This window comes from Flavobacterium zepuense (genome assembly GCF_007097145.1).
GTDB classification, from domain to species: domain Bacteria; phylum Bacteroidota; class Bacteroidia; order Flavobacteriales; family Flavobacteriaceae; genus Flavobacterium; species Flavobacterium zepuense.
Map to the genome: position 1 here is coordinate 23,726 of NZ_VJVZ01000006.1, position 17,887 is coordinate 41,612.

Genomic DNA, 17,887 nt, shown 5'->3' on the forward strand with positions numbered 1-17,887 from the left:
GGTAAAAATATCAAAAATTAAAAAAATGCTGCTATCCTTGGGTAATAAATTATTGTGCCAACAACAATTGCCGCCAGTGCCGCAAAAAATACAGCGCCTGAGGCAATGTCTTTTATAAATCCTATTTTACGATTAAAATCAGGGTGAATAAAATCACAGATTTTTTCTATGGCAGTGTTAGCACCTTCTATAGCCATTACCAGGCCTATGCACATGGTTTGAAGCATCCATTCGGTAGCGGTAATGTTAAAATAAAATCCGGCTATGGTTACAGCAACGCCTAAAGAAAACTGCACCATGATGCTGTGCTCACTGCTAACGAGTTTCCACGCGCCAATAACCGAATACGTAACACTTTTAATCCTGCCTTTTACAAACCTGTTGTCTTTCATTGCCAGTTACGCTAATTACAGAGCCGCAAGGGCGTTATCATAATTAGGCTCATCTTTAATATCGGCAACCTGTTCTGTATACGTAATATTGCCTTCTTCGTTTATAACTACTACAGCCCTTGAGTTAAGGCCTGCAAGAGGTCCGTCTATAATATTAAGGCCATAGCTGTTACCAAAGCTACCGTCTTTAAAGTCAGATAATGTAATCACATTGCTTAAGCCTTCGGCGCCACAAAAACGGTTTTGGGCAAAAGGAAGGTCGCGCGAAATGCAAAGTACCTTAGTGTTCTCTAAAGAACTTGCTTTCTCGTTAAATTTACGTACCGATGCAGCACAAGTACCTGTATCTACACTTGGGAATATGTTAAGTATAAGTTTACTGCCTTTAAAATCTGATAATGAAACCGTAGAAAGGTCGCCTTTTACAAGTGTAAAATCGGGTGCTGTTGTGCCTGTTTGAGGTAGTTCTCCGGTGGTGTGTACAGGGTTGCCCCCTAATAAAATATTTGCCATTATTTTGTGATTTGTTATAAATAGCAAAAGTAACAAAATATATGGTAAACCATAGGGGGCAGTGGCTTTTTATAAGTACATAAACAGCATAGCAATGCTCATGGCAATCATAAGGCCGTCTTCTATAATTGTTACGGTGCTCATAGGCAGGTTAAACACCGCGCCAAGGCATGCACACTGAATTTTCTTTTTGTTTAAAACGCTCTGTAATACCCCAAGCAGGCTAACAAACATAAGCACAGCGGTAAAAGCATTTGTAAAAATGGGTTCAAAATCTAATGCGAAACTTAATCCTAATCCCAATTCTAAAAAGGCATATATGTAACCCCAAACCGGGATTTTTTTAGCAACCACATCGTACATGGCGTAGCTGTTGGCAAACCCCTTTAGGTCGAGCATTTTAAAGAAGGAAAACGTAAGGAAGAACCCCGCCATAAAAATGCGCATAAACGTCATGCCGTTAAACATGCCGTTATATAAAGCTGCTATTGAAGATATAACGGTTATGTACCCAAATATCAACAATATGGGCTTATAGGTCTCAGCCCAGTTTTTGGCAACTTCAGGGGTGTTGCCAAATACATCTACAGGTGCAGTATGGTGGACCGAATGCTCTTCGGTTAACCGGTATTTTGGATAATCTTTTAATGCCTGCTGCAAGGCAGGGGTAGGCACGTGGCTATCCATAGTAACATCGGCCTGGCCTTTGTCAAGGTTTATAGCAACGTTGGTTACTTGTGGTAGTTGTTTTAGCAGGTAGCTTACTTTAGCTACACAGCCCTCGCAGGTCATTCCGGTAATATTATAGGTGTGGGTCATAGAATTTGTTTCAAGTTTTAGCAGCCTCCCCCGGCCCCTCCAAAGGAGGGGAGCTGCCAATTGTTGCTATTCCCGCTTTGGGGGTTAGGGGGCTGCACAAAGTTCGCCAATAAAAGCCTTTTACCCCTATGCTATTTTTAGAAATACCTATAACTTTTACAGTTGGTCTATACTGCGGCGTTTGTTTTCTTTAACCGATTTGTAAAACGTAGGGGTTAATCCTGTTACTTTTTTAAACTGGCTCGATAAGTATGCCGCACTACTGTAACCCAGCATATCGGCTATTTGCGCCAGCGAAAGTTCATTGTAAACCAAGAGCTCTTTCACTTTTTCTATGCGCTGGGCAATGTAATATTTCTCGATAGTAGTGCCTTCCACTTCAGAAAATAAATTACTTAGGTACGTATAATCGTAATTGACCTTATCAGCCAGCCACGACGATAAGTTGGTAAGCAGCACATCGTTACTATGGTGTACCAAATAAATAATCTCGTTTTTAACCTGCTCTATAATGCGGCTCTTTCGGTCTTCAATCAGTTCAAAGCCTAACTTTTTAAGCGAGGAATCAATGGTTTTAAGTTCTTGGACAGAAGGCTCAGCTGCAATTTCGGCTTCGCCTAATGTAATTTCGCCAACGGTATGGCCCAGTTGGGTAAGTTCATTACGCACTGCGGTAATGCAGCGGTTACAAACCATGTTTTTTATATAGAGGTGCATAATTTAATCGTGTTTTTTAACCCAGGCCGCCATTTCATCAAATACTATTTTGGCGGTATCGGGTTGATTTAAGCCTACATCGTGGCCGTTACCAGGCATGGTAAGCAGTTTAGAGGGGACTTTTTGTTTTTGAAGCTGCTCCAGCATTAATGTCGAATTTTTGTACTGCACCGACTTATCTTTGGTTCCGTGAACCAACAGCGTAGGTATCTGTGTTATTTGTGCAATAGGGCTGATAGCAGTAAATTTATCGCTCGGTTTAGTGCCTAAAGTATAGGTGTCGTTAGCCAGTTGCTCAATATTTTTAAGCACTTTTAGGCTATTTATAAAAGCAAGTATGTCAGGATCATTTAAAATAGAGGGGGCACACAAGGCCTCAATAGATTTTATTTTTTTGTTTGATGTATAACTATATAATAGAGCTAAATGCGCACCGGCACTAACGCCCGACGCGTGGTAGCCGCTGCTTTTAAAATGATACTCTTTAGATATTTTCTCCATGTAGGCAACTGCTTTATCTATATCAGCTAATAAATCTTTAGCGTGAACAGAATCGCTTACGTAACGATAATCTATATTGGCAACCACAAAACCGCGTTCTCTAAGGCCAACAGCAACATTTTCGGTAAAATACTGGTCGCCTAAATTCCACGCACCACCGTGTATAACAATAACAACCGGTGTTTTATTGGTATACGATGCCGGTAAGAACAGGTCGAGAATATTTTGTTTATGCGTTCCGTACTGTAATTTTCTGATGTCTTTAGCCTGCTGGCTACAGGCATTGCCGGTAATTAGTAAAAGAAGAAGTGTAATGAAAGAAAATAAATGTTTCATAAAAAAATGGATGTTTTGGATAGCCCAAAGATAAAAAAAACGCCCCCTAAAAAGGAGGCGTAATTTAAACTATTAAGAAAAAACTTAATTTTTATCTATGGCACCAAGAACGCGCATCATAAAACTGTTAAGCGCCGTTTTCTTGTCCATACCGTCTTTTATCATCTTGTTAACCTCAAGCGCGCCATACATGTTAGAGATAAGTTCGCCCACCACATCAAGTTCTTCATCTTTTAAAGACGGAACTTCGGTTAGCGCTTCAAGTACCTCAAGGGCCTCAATAACATAGTCCTGGTCATTATCCTCAATAAATTGAGTTAAATGCTTAATTACTGGTAACTTCATTTACAAGGTCGGTTAAGATTTCTACTTTATTTGTTTGTACCTGGTTAACCAGGACTCCGTTTCTAAATGTTGCAAAAGTGGGAAGGTTATTAACGTTTGCCAGCTTTCTCGATTCAGGGAAATTTTCTGCATCGGCAAGAACAAAGGTTACGTTTTCATTCTCCGAAGCCATTTTTTTAAATTTAGGCTTCATGATCCTGCAATTGCCGCACCATCCTGCCGAATACTGTACTACCACAACCGGCTCACCGGATACGATCTCTGCCAAATTATCTTTTTCAAGTTCCTGTAACATGATAAGGTGTGTGTTTAGTTATTTAATTAGTTTGTAGCAAGGTATGATGCCACTCCGTTACGATCGGCTGTCATTGCTTCTTTACCTTCTTCCCAGTTTGCAGGGCAAACTTCACCTTTAACCTGTACGTGCGTGTAAGCATCAACAAGCCTTAAGTACTCGTTTACATTACGGCCAAGAGGCATATCGTTAACACTTTCGTGGAAAATTTTTCCGTCTTCGTCTACTAAATATGTAGCCCTGTACGTAACGTTAGAACCTTCAAGGATAACAGAGTCTGTATCTTCATTGTATGTTGAAGACTGGATATCTAAAATACCAAGAATGTTAGCAAGGTTCCTGTTAGTATCGGCAAGGATAGGGTAAGTAACACCTTCTATACCGCCATTGTCTTTAGGCGTGTTAAGCCATGCAAAGTGTACTTCGTTAGTATCGCAAGATGCACCAATTACAGTAGTGTTCCTTTTTTCGAACTCACCAAGCGCAGCCTGAAAAGCATGAAGTTCTGTAGGGCAAACAAAAGTGAAATCTTTAGGGTACCAGAACAACAATACTTTCTTTTTATTATTAACCGCTTCTTCGTAAACGTTTATCTTTAGGTTATCGCCCATTTCAGATATGGCGTCTACTTCGATGTTTGGGAATTTTTTACCTACTAATGACATAGTTATAAATTTATATGGTTTGTGAATTTTATTATTAATGCAAAAATACTAACAAACTCAATCTTATAAATATGATAACTATCATAAATCTCTATTAAAGTATAGGGAAATTCTATATATCTTAAATTAAGAATTATTTATGAATTATACAAATCTGCCGCACTTTTTTAATTTACTTTTTTATATTTGTTAGCTATACGACTAACGAAACTATAATGGCATTAAAAGATCTTTTCAGGAAGAAAAACGTTCAGGATATTTTAAACCAGGTTGAAAATAATGCCGACGGGCATGAGTCTCTTGGCAGGCACTTAGGTGTTAGGGATTTAGCCGCCTTTGGTATAGCCGCCATTATTGGTGCGGGTATTTTTAGCACTATAGGTAAAGCAAGTGCCGATGGTGGCCCGGCCGTAATTTTCCTGTTCCTGTTTACTGCCCTTGCCTGTGGTTTTGCAGCCTTTGCGTATGCCGAATTTGCCAGTATGGTACCGGTTTCGGGGAGTGCATATACCTATAGCTATGTTGCTTTTGGAGAACTAATTGCCTGGATAATAGGGTGGGCGCTTATTATGGAATACGCCATTGGTAATATTACAGTAGCCATTTCCTGGAGCGATTATTTTACCGGCCTTTTAGATAGCGGTGGCATACACCTGCCGCAATGGGTGCAAATGGATTACCTTACGGCCTCTAACGGCTTTACCGAAGCTACAGCTCTTATGCAGGGTGGCAAAACGTTTGAAAATTTAGACGGTGGCCTACAAGCTGCTTATACCGCATGGACAACATCACCTACGCTTGGAGCGTTCCATTTTGTAGCCGATTTGCCTGCTTTGCTTATCATTATAATCATAACTGCGCTTGTTTACAGGGGTATGAAGGAGTCGCGCAACGCCAGTAACCTTATGGTGGTGGTTAAGTTGTGCATTATATTATTGGTTATAGCGGTAGGGGTATTTTATGTAGATACGGCCAATTGGGACCCGTTTGCGCCTAACGGTGCTGCCGGGGTGCTTAAAGGGGTATCAGCGGTTTTCTTTGCTTATATTGGCTTTGATGCCATATCTACCACTGCAGAAGAATGTAAGAACCCGCAACGCGACCTGCCAAGGGGTATGATGTGGGCTATTATTATATGTACTGTTTTGTATGTTGTTATTGCATTGGTACTAACCGGAATGGTAAACTACAGCGAACTTAATGTGGGCGACCCGTTAGCCTTTGTTTTTGCTAAACTTAATCTTAAATGGATGAGCGGTATTATAGCCGTAAGTGCCGTAATTGCTATGGCAAGTGTATTATTGGTTTTCCAGATGGGGCAGCCCCGCATATGGATGAGCATGAGCCGCGATGGCCTGCTGCCTAAACGTTTCTCTAAAGTGCACCCTAAATTTAAAACACCGTCTTACGCTACTATTGTAACCGGTTTTGTGGTGGCTATACCGGCATTGTTTCTTAATCTTACTATGGTAACCGACTTGTGTAGTATTGGTACCCTGTTTGCCTTTGTGCTGGTGTGTGCTGGTGTTTTGGTATTGCAAAACAAACCGAATATTCCGCGTGGTAAATTCAAAACCCCCTATGTAAATGCTAAGTTTATTATGCCGCTTGGGCTTATAGTGGGGGTGGTTATTTTGTTTGCTTATAATAAAGATACAACAATGGCTTTCCTCACTAATAAAAAGGAAATAAATAGCCCATCTACCATTGTTACGTCTTTAAATGAACAGCAAACTATCGCAGTACATAATCATCTTATTAAAGATGATTCGGGCGAATATCTTGATAATGAAACAGTAAATAACGATATTGAACAAATATTAAGTCAGTTTGATGAAACTGATTATCCGAAAGTTGTGAACCGTTTGCCAATAGCTGATGATCTTAAATATGAATCGGGTTTCCAGTTGTTTAAGCATAAAATACCAATGTGGATATTCTTAATATCGTTAGTGTTGCTATCTGTATGGGCATTCAGGAAAAACTTATCGCTTATCCCGTTATTAGGCCTTATATGCTGCCTTTACATGATGGCGCAGCTTAGTGTATGGAACTGGATTTACTTTTTTGTGTGGCTACTTGTTGGGTTGCTTATTTATTTTGGCTTTAGCCAAAAAAACAGCAAGCTGAACCTTAGTAAGTTATAGTTGTTAGGTTGACATAAAAAAGAAAGCCCCGCTATCCTAAAGAGGGTAACGGGACTTAACAAACCAACCAACCAATTATTAACAAACCTCAAAATAAATCCTGAGATTCACAATATTTATACAATAACAAGATTTGTGCCAAACTTTATAAGTAATGTAATTATTTTTATTACATTTTAAATTTATCCTTGCGCAAACGTAATATTACTATATTATTTATCTTTGGGAGTGTACTGACAAGCAATTATACAATCTTAATAATCATGTCATGGCCTATCCTAATCCTCTTATTGAGTCATTGTTTAATGAATTTCAACCAATAATGGGTGCGGACTACCATAGATATAAAAACCACGTATACCGGGTATTTTTAAATTGTTTGCTGCTGGATTCCAGTGATTTAAATGCTGACAAATATGCCATTGCTGCCGTTTTTCATGACATAGGTATATGGACCAACGATACTATAGATTATTTAGACCCATCAATTGCGCAGGCAAAATTATATTTGCTTGTAAATGGGAGGGAGGCTTTATCCGGAGAAATTACACAGATGATCTACTGGCACCATAAAACCGGCGCATACAAAGGAAAGTACGAACAAACGGTGGAAACCTTTCGGCGTGCGGACTGGATTGATGTTACGTTTGGGCTACTGAGTTTTGGCGTTGAAAGAAAGGCCCTGGCTGCTAACCGAAAATTATTGCCCAATCTTGGTTTTCATGCTTTTTTGGCAAAAGCTGTTTTTAAAAATTTATTAAAACATCCGCTTAATCCATTGCCGATGTTTAAGCGTTAGCTACCAATATCTTTTTAAGTATTACAATCTGGCCCAAATGGTAATGCGTATGCTCTATAATACCGTTAAGGTTGCGGTAATAAATGCCATAGTTTCCGTTATCAAAATCTTCCCAAAGTTTGTCTTCCGGTAAGTTTTCAATTAACAGGGAAAATTTTTCGGCTTCATGCCAGATGTTTTTCAGCAATTGTTGCCAGTCGTCTTCCGATTCAATTGGTGGGTGGTTAAAGCTCAATTTATCGCTGGCATTTAGTGGTTCTCCCTGTAATACCTTAGATACTGCACTCACATAGTACGTCATATGGCAGGTAAGTGTAGCAATAGTATTAAGGGTATACACCTGTGTGAGTGCCTGCTGCCAGGTAACATCGGCAAGTGTATCTTTTAAATTTACGGTGGTCCAGTTTCCGCCAAAGAAAACTTCCCTAAAATGTTTTGCTACCTGTTTAGATGCATTCATAACCCACAACTTAAAATATTAAAAGAACTCGCCAAAATGCCATAAAATACCCGATGGATCGTGCAAAAAACATTCCTTACCCCAATCCATTGTTCGTATGGGTATAACCCTTGCACCCGCATATTTATCGGGGAGGTTAAGGGCTACTAATTCATTGTAAAACCGGTTAACATCGTCAACCTCCATAAATAGCATGGTGTTGTTAACCCAGTCTTCATTATAATACTTTTGAAGGTAAAATGCCTGGTTGCCCGATTTAAAAACCGACATATCGGCTTCCAGCTCTACCTCTTCAAACCCAAGGTCGCGGTAAAAACTGCGCGATACCTCATAATCTTTTGCTCCTATAAACGGGCGTAATGATTTAGCTTTATGATCCATATTTTGTTCATTATTATATTTACCAATAACTGTCTACTAATAACCGACAACTACCTTTTACCAATCTCTATAACCGAAGAACCGTATATTTTAATGGTAGATTTTATAAAGTCTTCTTCGTTAGCCTTATAAATGTTATCTACATATTTTTGAGGGTTACGGTCTATGTAAGGAAACCACGTGCTGTGTATCTGTACCATAATGCGGTGGCCCTTTTTAAAGGTGTGTAAAATGTCCTGTAGTGGCACGTTAACACGTGTTATTTGGTTTGGCACTAAGGGCTCGGGTTTCTCGTAACTGTTCCTGAAACGCCCCCTAAATACTTCCGACCGTACCAGTTGCTGGTAGCCTGCCATAACAATATTCTTAGGATTGCCATCATAATTAGGTTCGTCATTAGGGTAAACGTCGATAAGTTTCACAACAAAATCGGCATCGGTGCCGGTCATGGCAACATCAAGCTTTGCGAGGATCTCGCCCGATAACGTTGTATCTTCGGTAAGCACATCGGTATCAAAAGTAAGTACATCGGGCCTGCGGGAGGCATTGCGCTGGTCATCGCTCATAAAGTTGCGTGGGGTAAAGGTAAGCCCTTCGGTTTGCGAAGTATAGGGAACCGGTTTTGCGGGGTCGCTAACATACTCAAAAACAGCTTTATCGTTTAGCGGTGTATTAACCGACAGTTTTTCGTTGTCGCCTAAGTAAAGCTTTACCAACGGGTTTTTTGGAGGCCAAATGTCAAAAGTTTTCCATTCTTTTTTACCGGTATCATACATGTAAGCTTCCGGAAGCTTAGGGTTTTCACCATCCTTTAAAAAATGCGAAAAGAACTTACGCTCTATATTGCGCTGGTAAAATGTAGAAATGCTATCGCCAAAATAAATATGGTTATGGGTTGATTTACCTTCTTCGCGTGCCCATGCACCATGCGCCCAAGGGCCCATAACTATAGTATTATAGGCTTTTGGCGTAGTTTTTTCTATGGCTTTGTAAATGTTTAGCGGGCCGTAAAGGTCTTCGGCATCAAACCAGCCACCAACGGTCATAACCGCCGGGGTAACGTTTTCAAGGTGCGGAATTATATTGCGCGTTTGCCAAAACTCATCGTAATTAGGATGATCGATTATCTGTTTCCAGAAAAAATTGTCATGGTGGTATTTTGCCGTGATGTTTTTAAGCGGCCCCAATTGCATATAAAAATTATAGGCATCTTTAGGGCGTAAATTATACATGCGCATCAGCGGCTCATCAAACCAGTTTTCTTTGGTAAGCGAATCTTTTTGATAGCCAAATACAGGAAAAGCAGGGGTATAGCTCTCTAAGTAAGCACCCTGATGGTGAAAATCATCAAAAAAGAAATCTGAAACCGGTGCCTGTGGCGATACGGCTTTAAGTGCAGGGTGGGCATCGGGCAGGGAGGCAGCGCTGTAAAACCCGGGGTACGAAATTCCATAAATACCAGCTTTGCCGTTGTTGCCTTTTACGTTTTTTAGCAGCCACTCAATAGTGTCATAGGTATCAGAACTTTCGTCGATATCTTTTATATTTTTTGGGTTGTTGCCGGGAATGTTAGGTGTCATGTTGTTAAACACGCCATCTGACATATACCGACCACGCACATCCTGAAACACGATTATATAACCGTCCTGTACCAAGTACTTAGATGGATGCCCATAGGTTTTATAATCAGCATATTCTGATGCGTTGTAGCAGGTACGGTTTATTAAAAAGGCATGTTTAGCCGACTTATCTTTGGGTAGATACACCACTGTAAACAGCTTAGCACCGTCGCGCATGGGTATACGGTATTCAACTTTATCATAATTTTTCCGCATGTAAAGCGAATCGGCGGCCTGACCATCCTGTGCCAGGACGTGGGCTGATATAAACAGGAATAAGAGTATTTGGAGTAGTGCTTTCATCTTTGGTTTGTTTTGATTGGTGACACTGTAAAGCGCTGCTGCTAAGGTATTAAAAACTTTGCGCTTTTGTAAGATTATGCACTGATTTATATGGCGAGCACTGCTATAATAATTACAATAACTACAATAAAAACGAGCAATGAGGGGCTTATAGATTGCTCTTCAACACTTTCTACGGATTGCGTTTTAGGTTTAACAGTAGATGGATTTTTAAGGATGGAGATCTTGTTTATAAACTGAGGGTCGCCATCTGCGAGCTTTAAAAGCCTGGCATGCATGTGGGTTTTTAGGCTATCGTTAAGGAAAATGCATGACGTTACAATTTCGTCTAATATCATGCTATTGGTGTTTACATGCTGTGCCCGGATGAGAAAGTTTATATTCTCATCGGTAAGGATATCATCAATAACTTTAAAAAGAGCCTCCTGGTTAATGCGTCCGCCTGCGTTAAACACTTTGGTTTTAATGCTTTTAAAAAGTATAAGATACGTGGCAGGTGTAGCTTTATCTGAATTAGGATCCTGCCCGTAGTAGTTTTTCTGGTAACCTTTAGTATAATCGTAGGCATTGCGCTTAGCTATATCGCCGAGGATAATATACGACTCTGATATTTCTTTAAACCGCTCCTCGCTGGCTTTGTCGCCGTTGTTTTTATCAGGGTGGTGCTTTACCGCCAACAGCCTGTAGGCTGTTTTAATTTCAGCCTGTGAAGCTTTTGGTGCTACCCCGAGTATTTTATAGTAGTCCTTCATTCATAAATTAAGAAGAGGCAATTTAAGAATTTATCTTTTGAAATACACTAAACCTTTTATTTCAGTTAACTAAACGTTATTACTTAATTTTAAATCAGTTAAAAAATCAAGGCATTCAATGCTAATTAATTTTTCGTCTGTATCATTGAACAATTCCTCCATAAAGTACTCTAATTTTTCACCAACTTCCTCAGTACTATTTTTGTCATATTCCATAACGCAAGCATTAAAAAGCAGCGCAGTTCTTTCATTTTTATCTGTCCAATTGGTCGAATAAGTCACACGATCAGGTTGCCCGATGTAACTGTCAATTAGTTTTTCGAATTTATATCCGTAGTCCATATTTATAGTGTTAATTAAATTTACATATATAAAATTATTTAGATTGCACTTTCAAATTACAATAGGAAGACCATATTATTTATTTATTAAATGATTCATTATTCGATCATTGATTCTTGATAATTCATCCAGTATATATTTTTGGTTACTATTTATCGCAGTAATTTTTTCCACCTGGACATTGTTAATATTATTAATTTGTTGGATTTTATCTGTTTCAATGTTGGTAAATTTAATTAATAGGTCATTTTGGTCATTAAGCTTTTGTTGCCAATAGTTGAATACGATTATAGTAAAGTTCAATCCGATTAAAGTTGATGTTAATTTATTTATTTCAATATTTTCATCTAAATTAATCCATAAAAGAGTTGTAACAGGTATGAAATAATTAATTACGATTTGCCAATATTTTTTTGGATTCGAATCTTTTCCAACAAATAATTTTAATATTATTGGTATTAATGATAAGATTATTTTATCAAAATACTCGTTATCTATTATCTCTGAAAACTCCATTAATGTTTTGTTTTAAGCAAATTGATAATTAAGAAAGCGGAGTAAGAAATCAATCTTACTCCGCTTATAAATGTATATAATTTTTTGAGTGTTTCAACAGCTTGTTAAATGTGATTTTTCGACTCCGTTGCACTGCGCTCAAAATGACACACAACGGTGAGTGTAGCTCCCAGCAACTCACAACCGTCCACCAACAACCAATCTCTAAAGCTTTACCTTTAAATATTCTCCGGTAACCGATTTAGGGTTTTTAGCTACCTCTTCCGGGGTGCCAAAAGCGATTAAATGCCCGCCGTGTTCGCCGCCTTCGGGGCCAATGTCTATAATATAGTCGGCGCACTTAATCATGTCGAGGTTGTGCTCTATAACAATTATGGAGTGGCCTTTCTCTATCAGGGCTTCAAAAGATGCCAATAGTTTTTTAATATCATGAAAGTGCAATCCTGTAGTAGGCTCATCAAACACAAACAATGCTTTATCTTTAGTTGCACCTTTTACAAGAAATGATGCGAGCTTAATACGCTGCGCCTCACCACCCGAAAGGGTAGAAGAACTCTGACCCAGTTGCACATACCCTAAACCAACGTCCTGAAGCGGTTGCAGCTTGGTCATTACCTTCGTTTGCTTATGTTCTGTAAAAAAGGCAACGGCGTTATCTACCGTCATAGTAAGTACATCATCTATATTTTTACCTTCAAAAGTTACCTCAAGTATCTCTTTTTTAAAGCGCTTGCCGTTACAGGTTTCGCACTCCAGGTGCACATCGGCCATAAACTGCATTTCTATGGTAACCTCGCCTTCGCCTTTGCAGGTTTCGCAACGGCCGCCATCTACGTTAAACGAGAAATGCTTGCTTTGATACCCGCGTATGCCCGACAGTTTTTGCTTGGCAAAAAGGTCGCGTATATCATCATAGGCTTTAATGTACGTAACCGGGTTAGAACGCGAGCTGCGCCCAATAGGGTTTTGGTCTACGTACTCAATATGTTTAATGTGGCTGTAGCTACCACGAAGCTCTGTAAACTGGCCGGGTTTCTCGCCCACGCCTTCCAGTTGTTTTTGCAAGGCCGGGAAAAGTATCTTTTTAACCAACGTACTCTTGCCACTGCCTGATACGCCGGTAATTACCGTAAGGCAATCTAACGGAAAAGTGACATCTATATTTTTAAGGTTGTTTTCGCGTGCGCCGATAACATCAATGTGATGTTTGAATTTTCGGCGTTTTTTAGGAACGCTGATCTCTAAATCGCCGTTAAGGTAACGCGCCGTAAGCGAGTCCGACTTTAAAATCTCATCATACGTGCCCTGTGCCACCAGCTGTCCGCCAAGGGTACCCGCTTCGGGGCCAATATCAATAATCATGTCAGCCTGCTTCATAATGTCTTCATCGTGCTCTACCACAATAACAGTGTTGCCCAGGTCGCGAAGACCTTCCAGCACGTGGATAAGCCTCTCGGTATCCTTAGGGTGCAGGCCAATACTTGGCTCATCTAAAATATACATAGAGCCCACAAGGCTGCTGCCCATAGAGGTTGCCAAGTTAATACGCTGGCTCTCACCGCCCGAAAGCGTGTTAGAGCGCCTGTTAAGGGTAAGGTAGTCTAAGCCAACCTCCTGTAAAAAGCGTATGCGGTTGTTAATTTCAACCAGTAGTCTTTTAGCAACAATAGTATCGTATTCATTAAGTTCCAGCTTGGTGAAGAACTCAGCGAGGTTTTTAATAGGCAGGTCAACCAGATCAGATATCGTGCGGCCGCCAATCATAACGTAATTAGCTTCCGGCCTAAGGCGTTTGCCTTTACAATCAGGGCATTTGGTCTTACCACGGTAACGCGAAAGCATTACGCGGTTTTGTATCTTATAGTTTTTTTCTTCCAGTTCGGCAAAAAAGTCGTTAAGGCCGGTAAAGTATTTGTTGCCTTTCCAGATTAACGCCCTGTCCGATTCCGACAGTTGGAAATAAGGTTTGTGTACCGGGAAGTCGAATTTATGGCTGTTGTTCACTAATTGGTCGCGGTACCAGCCCATGCTCTCGCCACGCCATGCATAAATGGCATTCTCATAAACCGAAAGTGAAGTAATAGGCACTACAAGCTCTTCATCAATGCCAATTATGCTGCCGTAACCCTCGCAGGCAGGGCATGCCCCATAAGGGTTATTAAAACTGAATAAATGCACATTCGGCTCCAGGAAGGTAAGGCCATCCAACTCAAAATTATTACTGAAGGGCAGGCGGTTACCGCTGCTAACTTCCTGTAAATAAGCTTCTCCCTTGCCTTCATAAAAGGCAGTTTGCACAGCATCGGCAAGGCGGTTGTAAAACTCCTCTTCGTTTTTAACCACAATACGGTCTACCACAAGCAGTACCTCCTTGTTGGCAAAATCCACTTCGGCAATGTCATCCAGCCTAAGTGTTTCGTTATCAACCAGTATACGGGCGAAACCCTGTTGCAGCAGTACACCAAGTTTTTCTTCTATAGTACGGCCTTTCTCGGTATGTACGGGGGCAAGCAGCAGCCAGCGGCTATCGGCCTCCAGTTGCTTTACCTCGTTAATAACATCAGTTACAGTATGTTTGCGCACTTCACGTCCCGATACCGGCGAGTAGGTGCGGCCCACACGTGCAAAAAGCAGCTTAAGGTAATCGTAAATCTCTGTACTGGTGCCTACTGTAGAGCGCGCATTGGTAGTGTTAACCTTTTGCTCAATGGCAATAGCAGGGGCTATGCCCTTAATGTATTCTACCTTAGGCTTATCTAAACGGCCCAGGAACTGGCGCGCATAGCTGCTAAGGCTTTCTACATAGCGGCGCTGGCCTTCGGCATACAGGGTATCGAATGCAAGACTCGACTTACCCGAACCCGATAAACCGGTAATAACCACCAGTTTGTTGCGGGGTATGGCAACATCAAGATTTTTTAGGTTGTGCAGTTGTGCACCTTTTATAAGTATGTTTTTCTTTGGTTCGAGGGTAGAAAAATCGGTCTTTATCATGGCAAAAATTGAATAGGCAAAGATACAGTTTTAGCATGACAATTTTGTTAAGGCTTTGCGAAGAGAATTGTTATATTTGATTATAAAACAAAATATACAGTAAACGATGACAATAGAAAAATTTGAAAAAATTTTGTTGCAATCCGAATCTTCAAACTTGGATTTTAAAAGAGGCCAATATGATTTTTCTAATGATAAAGATGAAATTAAAACTTCCAAATTTGTTAAAGATATTATTAGTTTTTCTAATACTATAAGAACTGATACTGGATATATAATATTAGGCATCGCTATTGAAGAAGATGGTTCTAAAGAATTGTTGGGAATAAATATGCATATCGATGATGCAATATTTCAGGAAAAAATAAAAAATAAAGTTCTACCAGTTCCAAAGTTCTCTTACTCGACTCTTACCTATCAAAATAAGATATTTGGAATAATTGAAATTCCAGTAACCAAATATGAATATCCTATATCCCCCATTACAAAGCTAAAGGGATTAGAACCTGGTAAATTCTATTTCAGACGTGGTTCGTCTAATTCAGAAGCTAATGGATATGAAGGTATACAAATTGCAAATTGGTTGTCAAGTTTATCGGATATAGATTCTAAAAAGTTTTTATTTTCAGAAATACATGAATTAGTAATAAAAATTACTGAAAGCAAGTTGTTATTGTCCGTAATTTTATCTGATGCATTATTGCTTTCAAGAAAATATTATTTGAGAGATTTACAGGAGTTTTGTTCAGCAGAACTTACAGGTTTAAACGTGCGTTTTGAAGAAAGTAATAAATCAGTATATTCTTATCGAACAAATAGTGTTTTATTTACCTATCAAAAATTTGACTTCCCGCCATATTGGGATCCAAATAAAATGATGAAGTTACTTGAAAAGGAAAAAGGTGTATTTAGATTTCAGCTTTTTTTTCACCAGTCCATAATTGAAATTGAGGAAACACTTAATAAATTTTCTAAAAAACCAATGCTTTGTACAATCAATGTACCTGGTGACACAATTATTTCAGATGAAAAATATAAAGCACTTGAAATAACAATTTACGCCGACAAAGATAATTTTGACAATTTATATATGAATATTAAACAAAAACTAATTGATAAGCTATTAGAAATTAATATTTAGAAGTCAAAATACCTGACAACCAATAAAAACCACAACTATTTTTTGCACGTATAATTTTTATAAAAGCTATATTTGAGTCAGTTAAATTATAATTATTATGGATAATGATAGTAACGAATTATATGATGCGCTGCAAAATGTAAAGTCGCGGTCGGATTTTGAGGTATTCCTGGATAAACTGGTACACGATTACTCCGGGAACAAAGAGTTGTGGGATAACGATACCTTAAAATCGTTTTTAGAGGCTCTGCACGGATTTAATTATGACAGCGAGAACGACAGGCCATCATGGAAGGCTTTTGCCGAAATGCTGTACGCAGCGCGCATTTATGAATAGGATATATGGAGCAGCCCTTAACCGATAAGCAATATTTGCTGGAGCGTTTTCCCGGCAAAGGCGGGTGGACGTATGTTGCCCTGCCTGAAATTAAAAAAGATAAAGATGCCCCGTTTGGCCTTGTAAAAGTTCGTGGCGCCATAGATGGCTATGAAATTAAAAACTACACGCTTATGCCTTATGGGCAGGGTAATCTTTTAATGGCGGTTAAAGCCGAGATAAGAAAAGCAATAGGTAAGGAAGAGGGCGACTATGTTCATGTGGTATTATATAAAGATGATTCGGTTTTTGAGATCCCTGATGAATTTAAAAAGCGCCTTGATGAAGAGCCGGGAGCTTATAAAAAATTTACCGCTTACAAGCAATGGGAACAGCGTATGTGCATTAATTGGATTTATAGTGCTAAGCGAGCTGAAACGGTAAATGAGCGCATTATAAAAACACTTTACCGAATTAAAAACCGTCAAAAAATAGTTTAAATTCTACAATTTTTAAGTTGCGTACAGTTTACACTACTTTAAAAATATATAGTTAATTTATGTTTATTTTTTGTTCAATCTTTATTTTTATAACGATGTAGTTGGGTCAAACATCCTAAAAATTATAATTTATTAGTAGTAAAATAATTTAAATCATGCATCGTTGCCCTGATTTTACCTACGAAAATGAGCTATTTACTGGCAAATTGTATAATTATTGCCCTAAATATGTTAAAATTTAAATTAACATTTGTTTTTTATAATTTTATTATGTTATATTTGGCATATAATTAATCAAAATTTAAGAAAGCCTATACAAAAAACTACTTTTTAGAACCCGCTTACCAACGGGGTTTTATCGAAACCAAATTCAAAAAACGCTAAAAAGTTATTGCTATGGCTAATGTTGTAATCCCTGACGCAGAGTTAGTGCACAATTACATAAACGGAGATGAAAACGCTCTGTCTATACTAATCAAGAGGCACCAATCTAAAATTTACGGTTTTATTTATTCTAAAGTTACCGATAGGGATATCTCTGATGATATCTTTCAGGATACTTTTATCAAAGTAATAAAAACGTTGAAATCTAACTCGTATAACGAAGAAGGTAAATTTCTTCCGTGGGTAATGCGTATATCGCACAATCTTATTGTAGACCACTTTAGGAGGAACAAAAAGATGCCCATGCACCGCGAGACTGAGGAGTTTTCTATCTTTTCTATCATGACCGATAATAGCCCTAACATTGAGAACAGGATTATTACAGAGCAGGTAGAGAATGATTTGCAACGACTTATCGAAGAACTTCCGGATGACCAGAAAGAGGTACTGCAAATGCGTATTTACCAGGATCTTAGTTTTAAAGAAATAGCTGATTTAACGGGTGTTAGCATTAATACTGCCCTTGGTCGTATGCGTTACGCCCTTATGAATTTGAGAAAAGTAATAGAGAAGAATAAAATTATTTTAACCAATTAGGCAATATTGGGGTTTGCTTAGCGTTCTATGTAATGTAACAACAAAACATTAAA

The 17,887-nt window shown here is 39.0% G+C and carries 21 protein-coding genes; 6 read left to right on the top strand and 15 right to left on the bottom strand.

Annotated elements, in window-relative coordinates:
* Positions 1-17: 17 nt before the first annotated feature.
* The 8 genes from FMM05_RS10410 to FMM05_RS10445 form a co-directional block, all read right to left on the bottom strand.
* Positions 18-392: a diacylglycerol kinase gene (locus FMM05_RS10410; protein WP_143373317.1), complete on the bottom strand. Its 375-nt coding sequence runs from the start codon at positions 390-392 to the stop codon at positions 18-20.
* A gap of 15 nt (positions 393-407) precedes the next feature.
* A complete protein-coding gene (gene tpx / locus FMM05_RS10415; protein WP_143373318.1) occupies positions 408-905 on the bottom strand; it encodes a thiol peroxidase in 498 nt (165 codons plus the stop codon).
* A 69-nt stretch (positions 906-974) separates the two neighbouring features.
* Entirely contained in the window at positions 975-1,724 is a 750-nt protein-coding gene (locus FMM05_RS10420; protein ID WP_143373319.1) for a heavy-metal-associated domain-containing protein, read from the bottom strand.
* A gap of 156 nt (positions 1,725-1,880) precedes the next feature.
* Positions 1,881-2,444 (bottom strand): helix-turn-helix domain-containing protein, encoded by a 564-nt coding sequence (locus FMM05_RS10425; RefSeq protein ID WP_143373320.1) that lies wholly within the window; start codon positions 2,442-2,444, stop codon positions 1,881-1,883.
* The gene (locus FMM05_RS10430; protein ID WP_143373321.1) at positions 2,445-3,278 is read right to left on the bottom strand and encodes an alpha/beta hydrolase; all 834 of its coding nucleotides are present in this window, start codon (positions 3,276-3,278) and stop codon (positions 2,445-2,447) included.
* A gap of 84 nt (positions 3,279-3,362) precedes the next feature.
* Complete coding sequence (locus FMM05_RS10435) at positions 3,363-3,623, bottom strand: DUF6952 family protein (RefSeq protein WP_143373322.1); 261 nt, start codon at positions 3,621-3,623, stop codon at positions 3,363-3,365.
* Positions 3,604-3,918: a thioredoxin family protein gene (locus tag FMM05_RS10440; RefSeq protein WP_143373323.1), complete on the bottom strand. Its 315-nt coding sequence runs from the start codon at positions 3,916-3,918 to the stop codon at positions 3,604-3,606. Before FMM05_RS10440 ends, FMM05_RS10435 begins: the two co-directional genes overlap by 20 nt.
* Positions 3,919-3,944: 26 nt before the next feature.
* Positions 3,945-4,583 carry a peroxiredoxin gene (locus tag FMM05_RS10445; protein ID WP_143373324.1) on the bottom strand — a complete coding sequence of 213 codons (639 nt, stop codon included), beginning with the start codon at positions 4,581-4,583 and terminating at the stop codon, positions 3,945-3,947.
* 215 nt (positions 4,584-4,798) lie between these two features.
* Between FMM05_RS10445 and FMM05_RS10450 the strand changes: the two genes are divergently transcribed.
* Complete coding sequence (locus FMM05_RS10450) at positions 4,799-6,730, top strand: amino acid permease (protein WP_143373325.1); 1,932 nt, start codon at positions 4,799-4,801, stop codon at positions 6,728-6,730.
* A gap of 268 nt (positions 6,731-6,998) precedes the next feature.
* Positions 6,999-7,529: an HD domain-containing protein gene (locus FMM05_RS10455; RefSeq protein ID WP_143373326.1), complete on the top strand. Its 531-nt coding sequence runs from the start codon at positions 6,999-7,001 to the stop codon at positions 7,527-7,529.
* Here FMM05_RS10455 and FMM05_RS10460 read toward each other — a convergent pair.
* From FMM05_RS10460 to uvrA, 7 genes are all read right to left on the bottom strand, one after another.
* Complete coding sequence (locus FMM05_RS10460; protein ID WP_143373327.1) at positions 7,519-7,989, bottom strand: DUF1572 domain-containing protein; 471 nt, start codon at positions 7,987-7,989, stop codon at positions 7,519-7,521. The genes FMM05_RS10455 and FMM05_RS10460 overlap by 11 nt on opposite strands.
* A gap of 18 nt (positions 7,990-8,007) precedes the next feature.
* On the bottom strand, positions 8,008-8,370 hold the full coding sequence (locus FMM05_RS10465) for a VOC family protein (protein WP_143373328.1): 363 nt from the start codon (positions 8,368-8,370) through the stop codon (positions 8,008-8,010).
* 50 nt (positions 8,371-8,420) lie between these two features.
* Positions 8,421-10,292 (bottom strand): CocE/NonD family hydrolase, encoded by a 1,872-nt coding sequence (locus FMM05_RS10470; RefSeq protein WP_143373329.1) that lies wholly within the window; start codon positions 10,290-10,292, stop codon positions 8,421-8,423.
* An 86-nt stretch (positions 10,293-10,378) separates the two neighbouring features.
* Positions 10,379-11,044: a J domain-containing protein gene (locus tag FMM05_RS10475; RefSeq protein ID WP_143373330.1), complete on the bottom strand. Its 666-nt coding sequence runs from the start codon at positions 11,042-11,044 to the stop codon at positions 10,379-10,381.
* 69 nt (positions 11,045-11,113) lie between these two features.
* The gene (locus FMM05_RS10480; protein ID WP_143373331.1) at positions 11,114-11,386 is read right to left on the bottom strand and encodes a hypothetical protein; all 273 of its coding nucleotides are present in this window, start codon (positions 11,384-11,386) and stop codon (positions 11,114-11,116) included.
* Positions 11,387-11,461: 75 nt separating this feature from the next.
* Positions 11,462-11,902, bottom strand: coding sequence for a hypothetical protein (locus tag FMM05_RS10485; protein WP_143373332.1), 441 nt, complete (start codon positions 11,900-11,902; stop codon positions 11,462-11,464).
* Between the two features lie 204 nt (positions 11,903-12,106).
* Entirely contained in the window at positions 12,107-14,896 is a 2,790-nt protein-coding gene (uvrA, locus tag FMM05_RS10490) for an excinuclease ABC subunit UvrA (protein ID WP_143373333.1), read from the bottom strand.
* 106 nt (positions 14,897-15,002) lie between these two features.
* On the opposite strand from uvrA, the gene FMM05_RS10495 reads away from it, so the two are divergent.
* The 4 genes from FMM05_RS10495 (at position 15,003) to FMM05_RS10510 (ending at position 17,834) form a co-directional block, all read left to right on the top strand.
* On the top strand, positions 15,003-16,037 hold the full coding sequence (locus FMM05_RS10495) for an RNA-binding domain-containing protein (protein WP_143373334.1): 1,035 nt from the start codon (positions 15,003-15,005) through the stop codon (positions 16,035-16,037).
* Between the two features lie 97 nt (positions 16,038-16,134).
* Positions 16,135-16,374, top strand: coding sequence for a DUF7660 family protein (locus FMM05_RS10500; RefSeq protein ID WP_143373335.1), 240 nt, complete (start codon positions 16,135-16,137; stop codon positions 16,372-16,374).
* A gap of 5 nt (positions 16,375-16,379) precedes the next feature.
* On the top strand, positions 16,380-16,853 hold the full coding sequence (locus FMM05_RS10505) for a DUF1905 domain-containing protein (protein WP_143373336.1): 474 nt from the start codon (positions 16,380-16,382) through the stop codon (positions 16,851-16,853).
* A 396-nt stretch (positions 16,854-17,249) separates the two neighbouring features.
* Positions 17,250-17,834, top strand: a complete 585-nt coding sequence (locus FMM05_RS10510; RefSeq protein ID WP_143373337.1) for an RNA polymerase sigma factor — start codon at positions 17,250-17,252, stop codon at positions 17,832-17,834.
* Positions 17,835-17,887: the final 53 nt, after the last annotated feature.

Bases quoted from the DNA above. Each gene is read 5' to 3' on its own strand.
- FMM05_RS10465 (WP_143373328.1), bottom strand. From the start codon at position 8,370: ATGGATCATAAAGCTAAATCATTACGCCCGTTTATAGGAGCAAAAGAT.
- tpx (WP_143373318.1), bottom strand. From the start codon at position 905: ATGGCAAATATTTTATTAGGGGGCAACCCTGTACACACCACCGGAGAA.
- FMM05_RS10480 (WP_143373331.1), bottom strand. From the start codon at position 11,386: ATGGACTACGGATATAAATTCGAAAAACTAATTGACAGTTACATCGGG.
- FMM05_RS10430 (WP_143373321.1), bottom strand. From the start codon at position 3,278: ATGAAACATTTATTTTCTTTCATTACACTTCTTCTTTTACTAATTACC.
- FMM05_RS10455 (WP_143373326.1), top strand. From the start codon at position 6,999: ATGGCCTATCCTAATCCTCTTATTGAGTCATTGTTTAATGAATTTCAA.
- FMM05_RS10475 (WP_143373330.1), bottom strand. From the start codon at position 11,044: ATGAAGGACTACTATAAAATACTCGGGGTAGCACCAAAAGCTTCACAG.
- FMM05_RS10510 (WP_143373337.1), top strand. From the start codon at position 17,250: ATGGCTAATGTTGTAATCCCTGACGCAGAGTTAGTGCACAATTACATA.
- FMM05_RS10435 (WP_143373322.1), bottom strand. From the start codon at position 3,623: ATGAAGTTACCAGTAATTAAGCATTTAACTCAATTTATTGAGGATAAT.
- FMM05_RS10410 (WP_143373317.1), bottom strand. From the start codon at position 392: ATGAAAGACAACAGGTTTGTAAAAGGCAGGATTAAAAGTGTTACGTAT.
- FMM05_RS10440 (WP_143373323.1), bottom strand. From the start codon at position 3,918: ATGTTACAGGAACTTGAAAAAGATAATTTGGCAGAGATCGTATCCGGT.
- FMM05_RS10445 (WP_143373324.1), bottom strand. From the start codon at position 4,583: ATGTCATTAGTAGGTAAAAAATTCCCAAACATCGAAGTAGACGCCATA.
- FMM05_RS10420 (WP_143373319.1), bottom strand. From the start codon at position 1,724: ATGACCCACACCTATAATATTACCGGAATGACCTGCGAGGGCTGTGTA.
- FMM05_RS10470 (WP_143373329.1), bottom strand. From the start codon at position 10,292: ATGAAAGCACTACTCCAAATACTCTTATTCCTGTTTATATCAGCCCAC.
- uvrA (WP_143373333.1), bottom strand. From the start codon at position 14,896: ATGATAAAGACCGATTTTTCTACCCTCGAACCAAAGAAAAACATACTT.
- FMM05_RS10485 (WP_143373332.1), bottom strand. From the start codon at position 11,902: ATGGAGTTTTCAGAGATAATAGATAACGAGTATTTTGATAAAATAATC.
- FMM05_RS10460 (WP_143373327.1), bottom strand. From the start codon at position 7,989: ATGAATGCATCTAAACAGGTAGCAAAACATTTTAGGGAAGTTTTCTTT.
- FMM05_RS10505 (WP_143373336.1), top strand. From the start codon at position 16,380: ATGGAGCAGCCCTTAACCGATAAGCAATATTTGCTGGAGCGTTTTCCC.
- FMM05_RS10495 (WP_143373334.1), top strand. From the start codon at position 15,003: ATGACAATAGAAAAATTTGAAAAAATTTTGTTGCAATCCGAATCTTCA.
- FMM05_RS10450 (WP_143373325.1), top strand. From the start codon at position 4,799: ATGGCATTAAAAGATCTTTTCAGGAAGAAAAACGTTCAGGATATTTTA.
- FMM05_RS10500 (WP_143373335.1), top strand. From the start codon at position 16,135: ATGGATAATGATAGTAACGAATTATATGATGCGCTGCAAAATGTAAAG.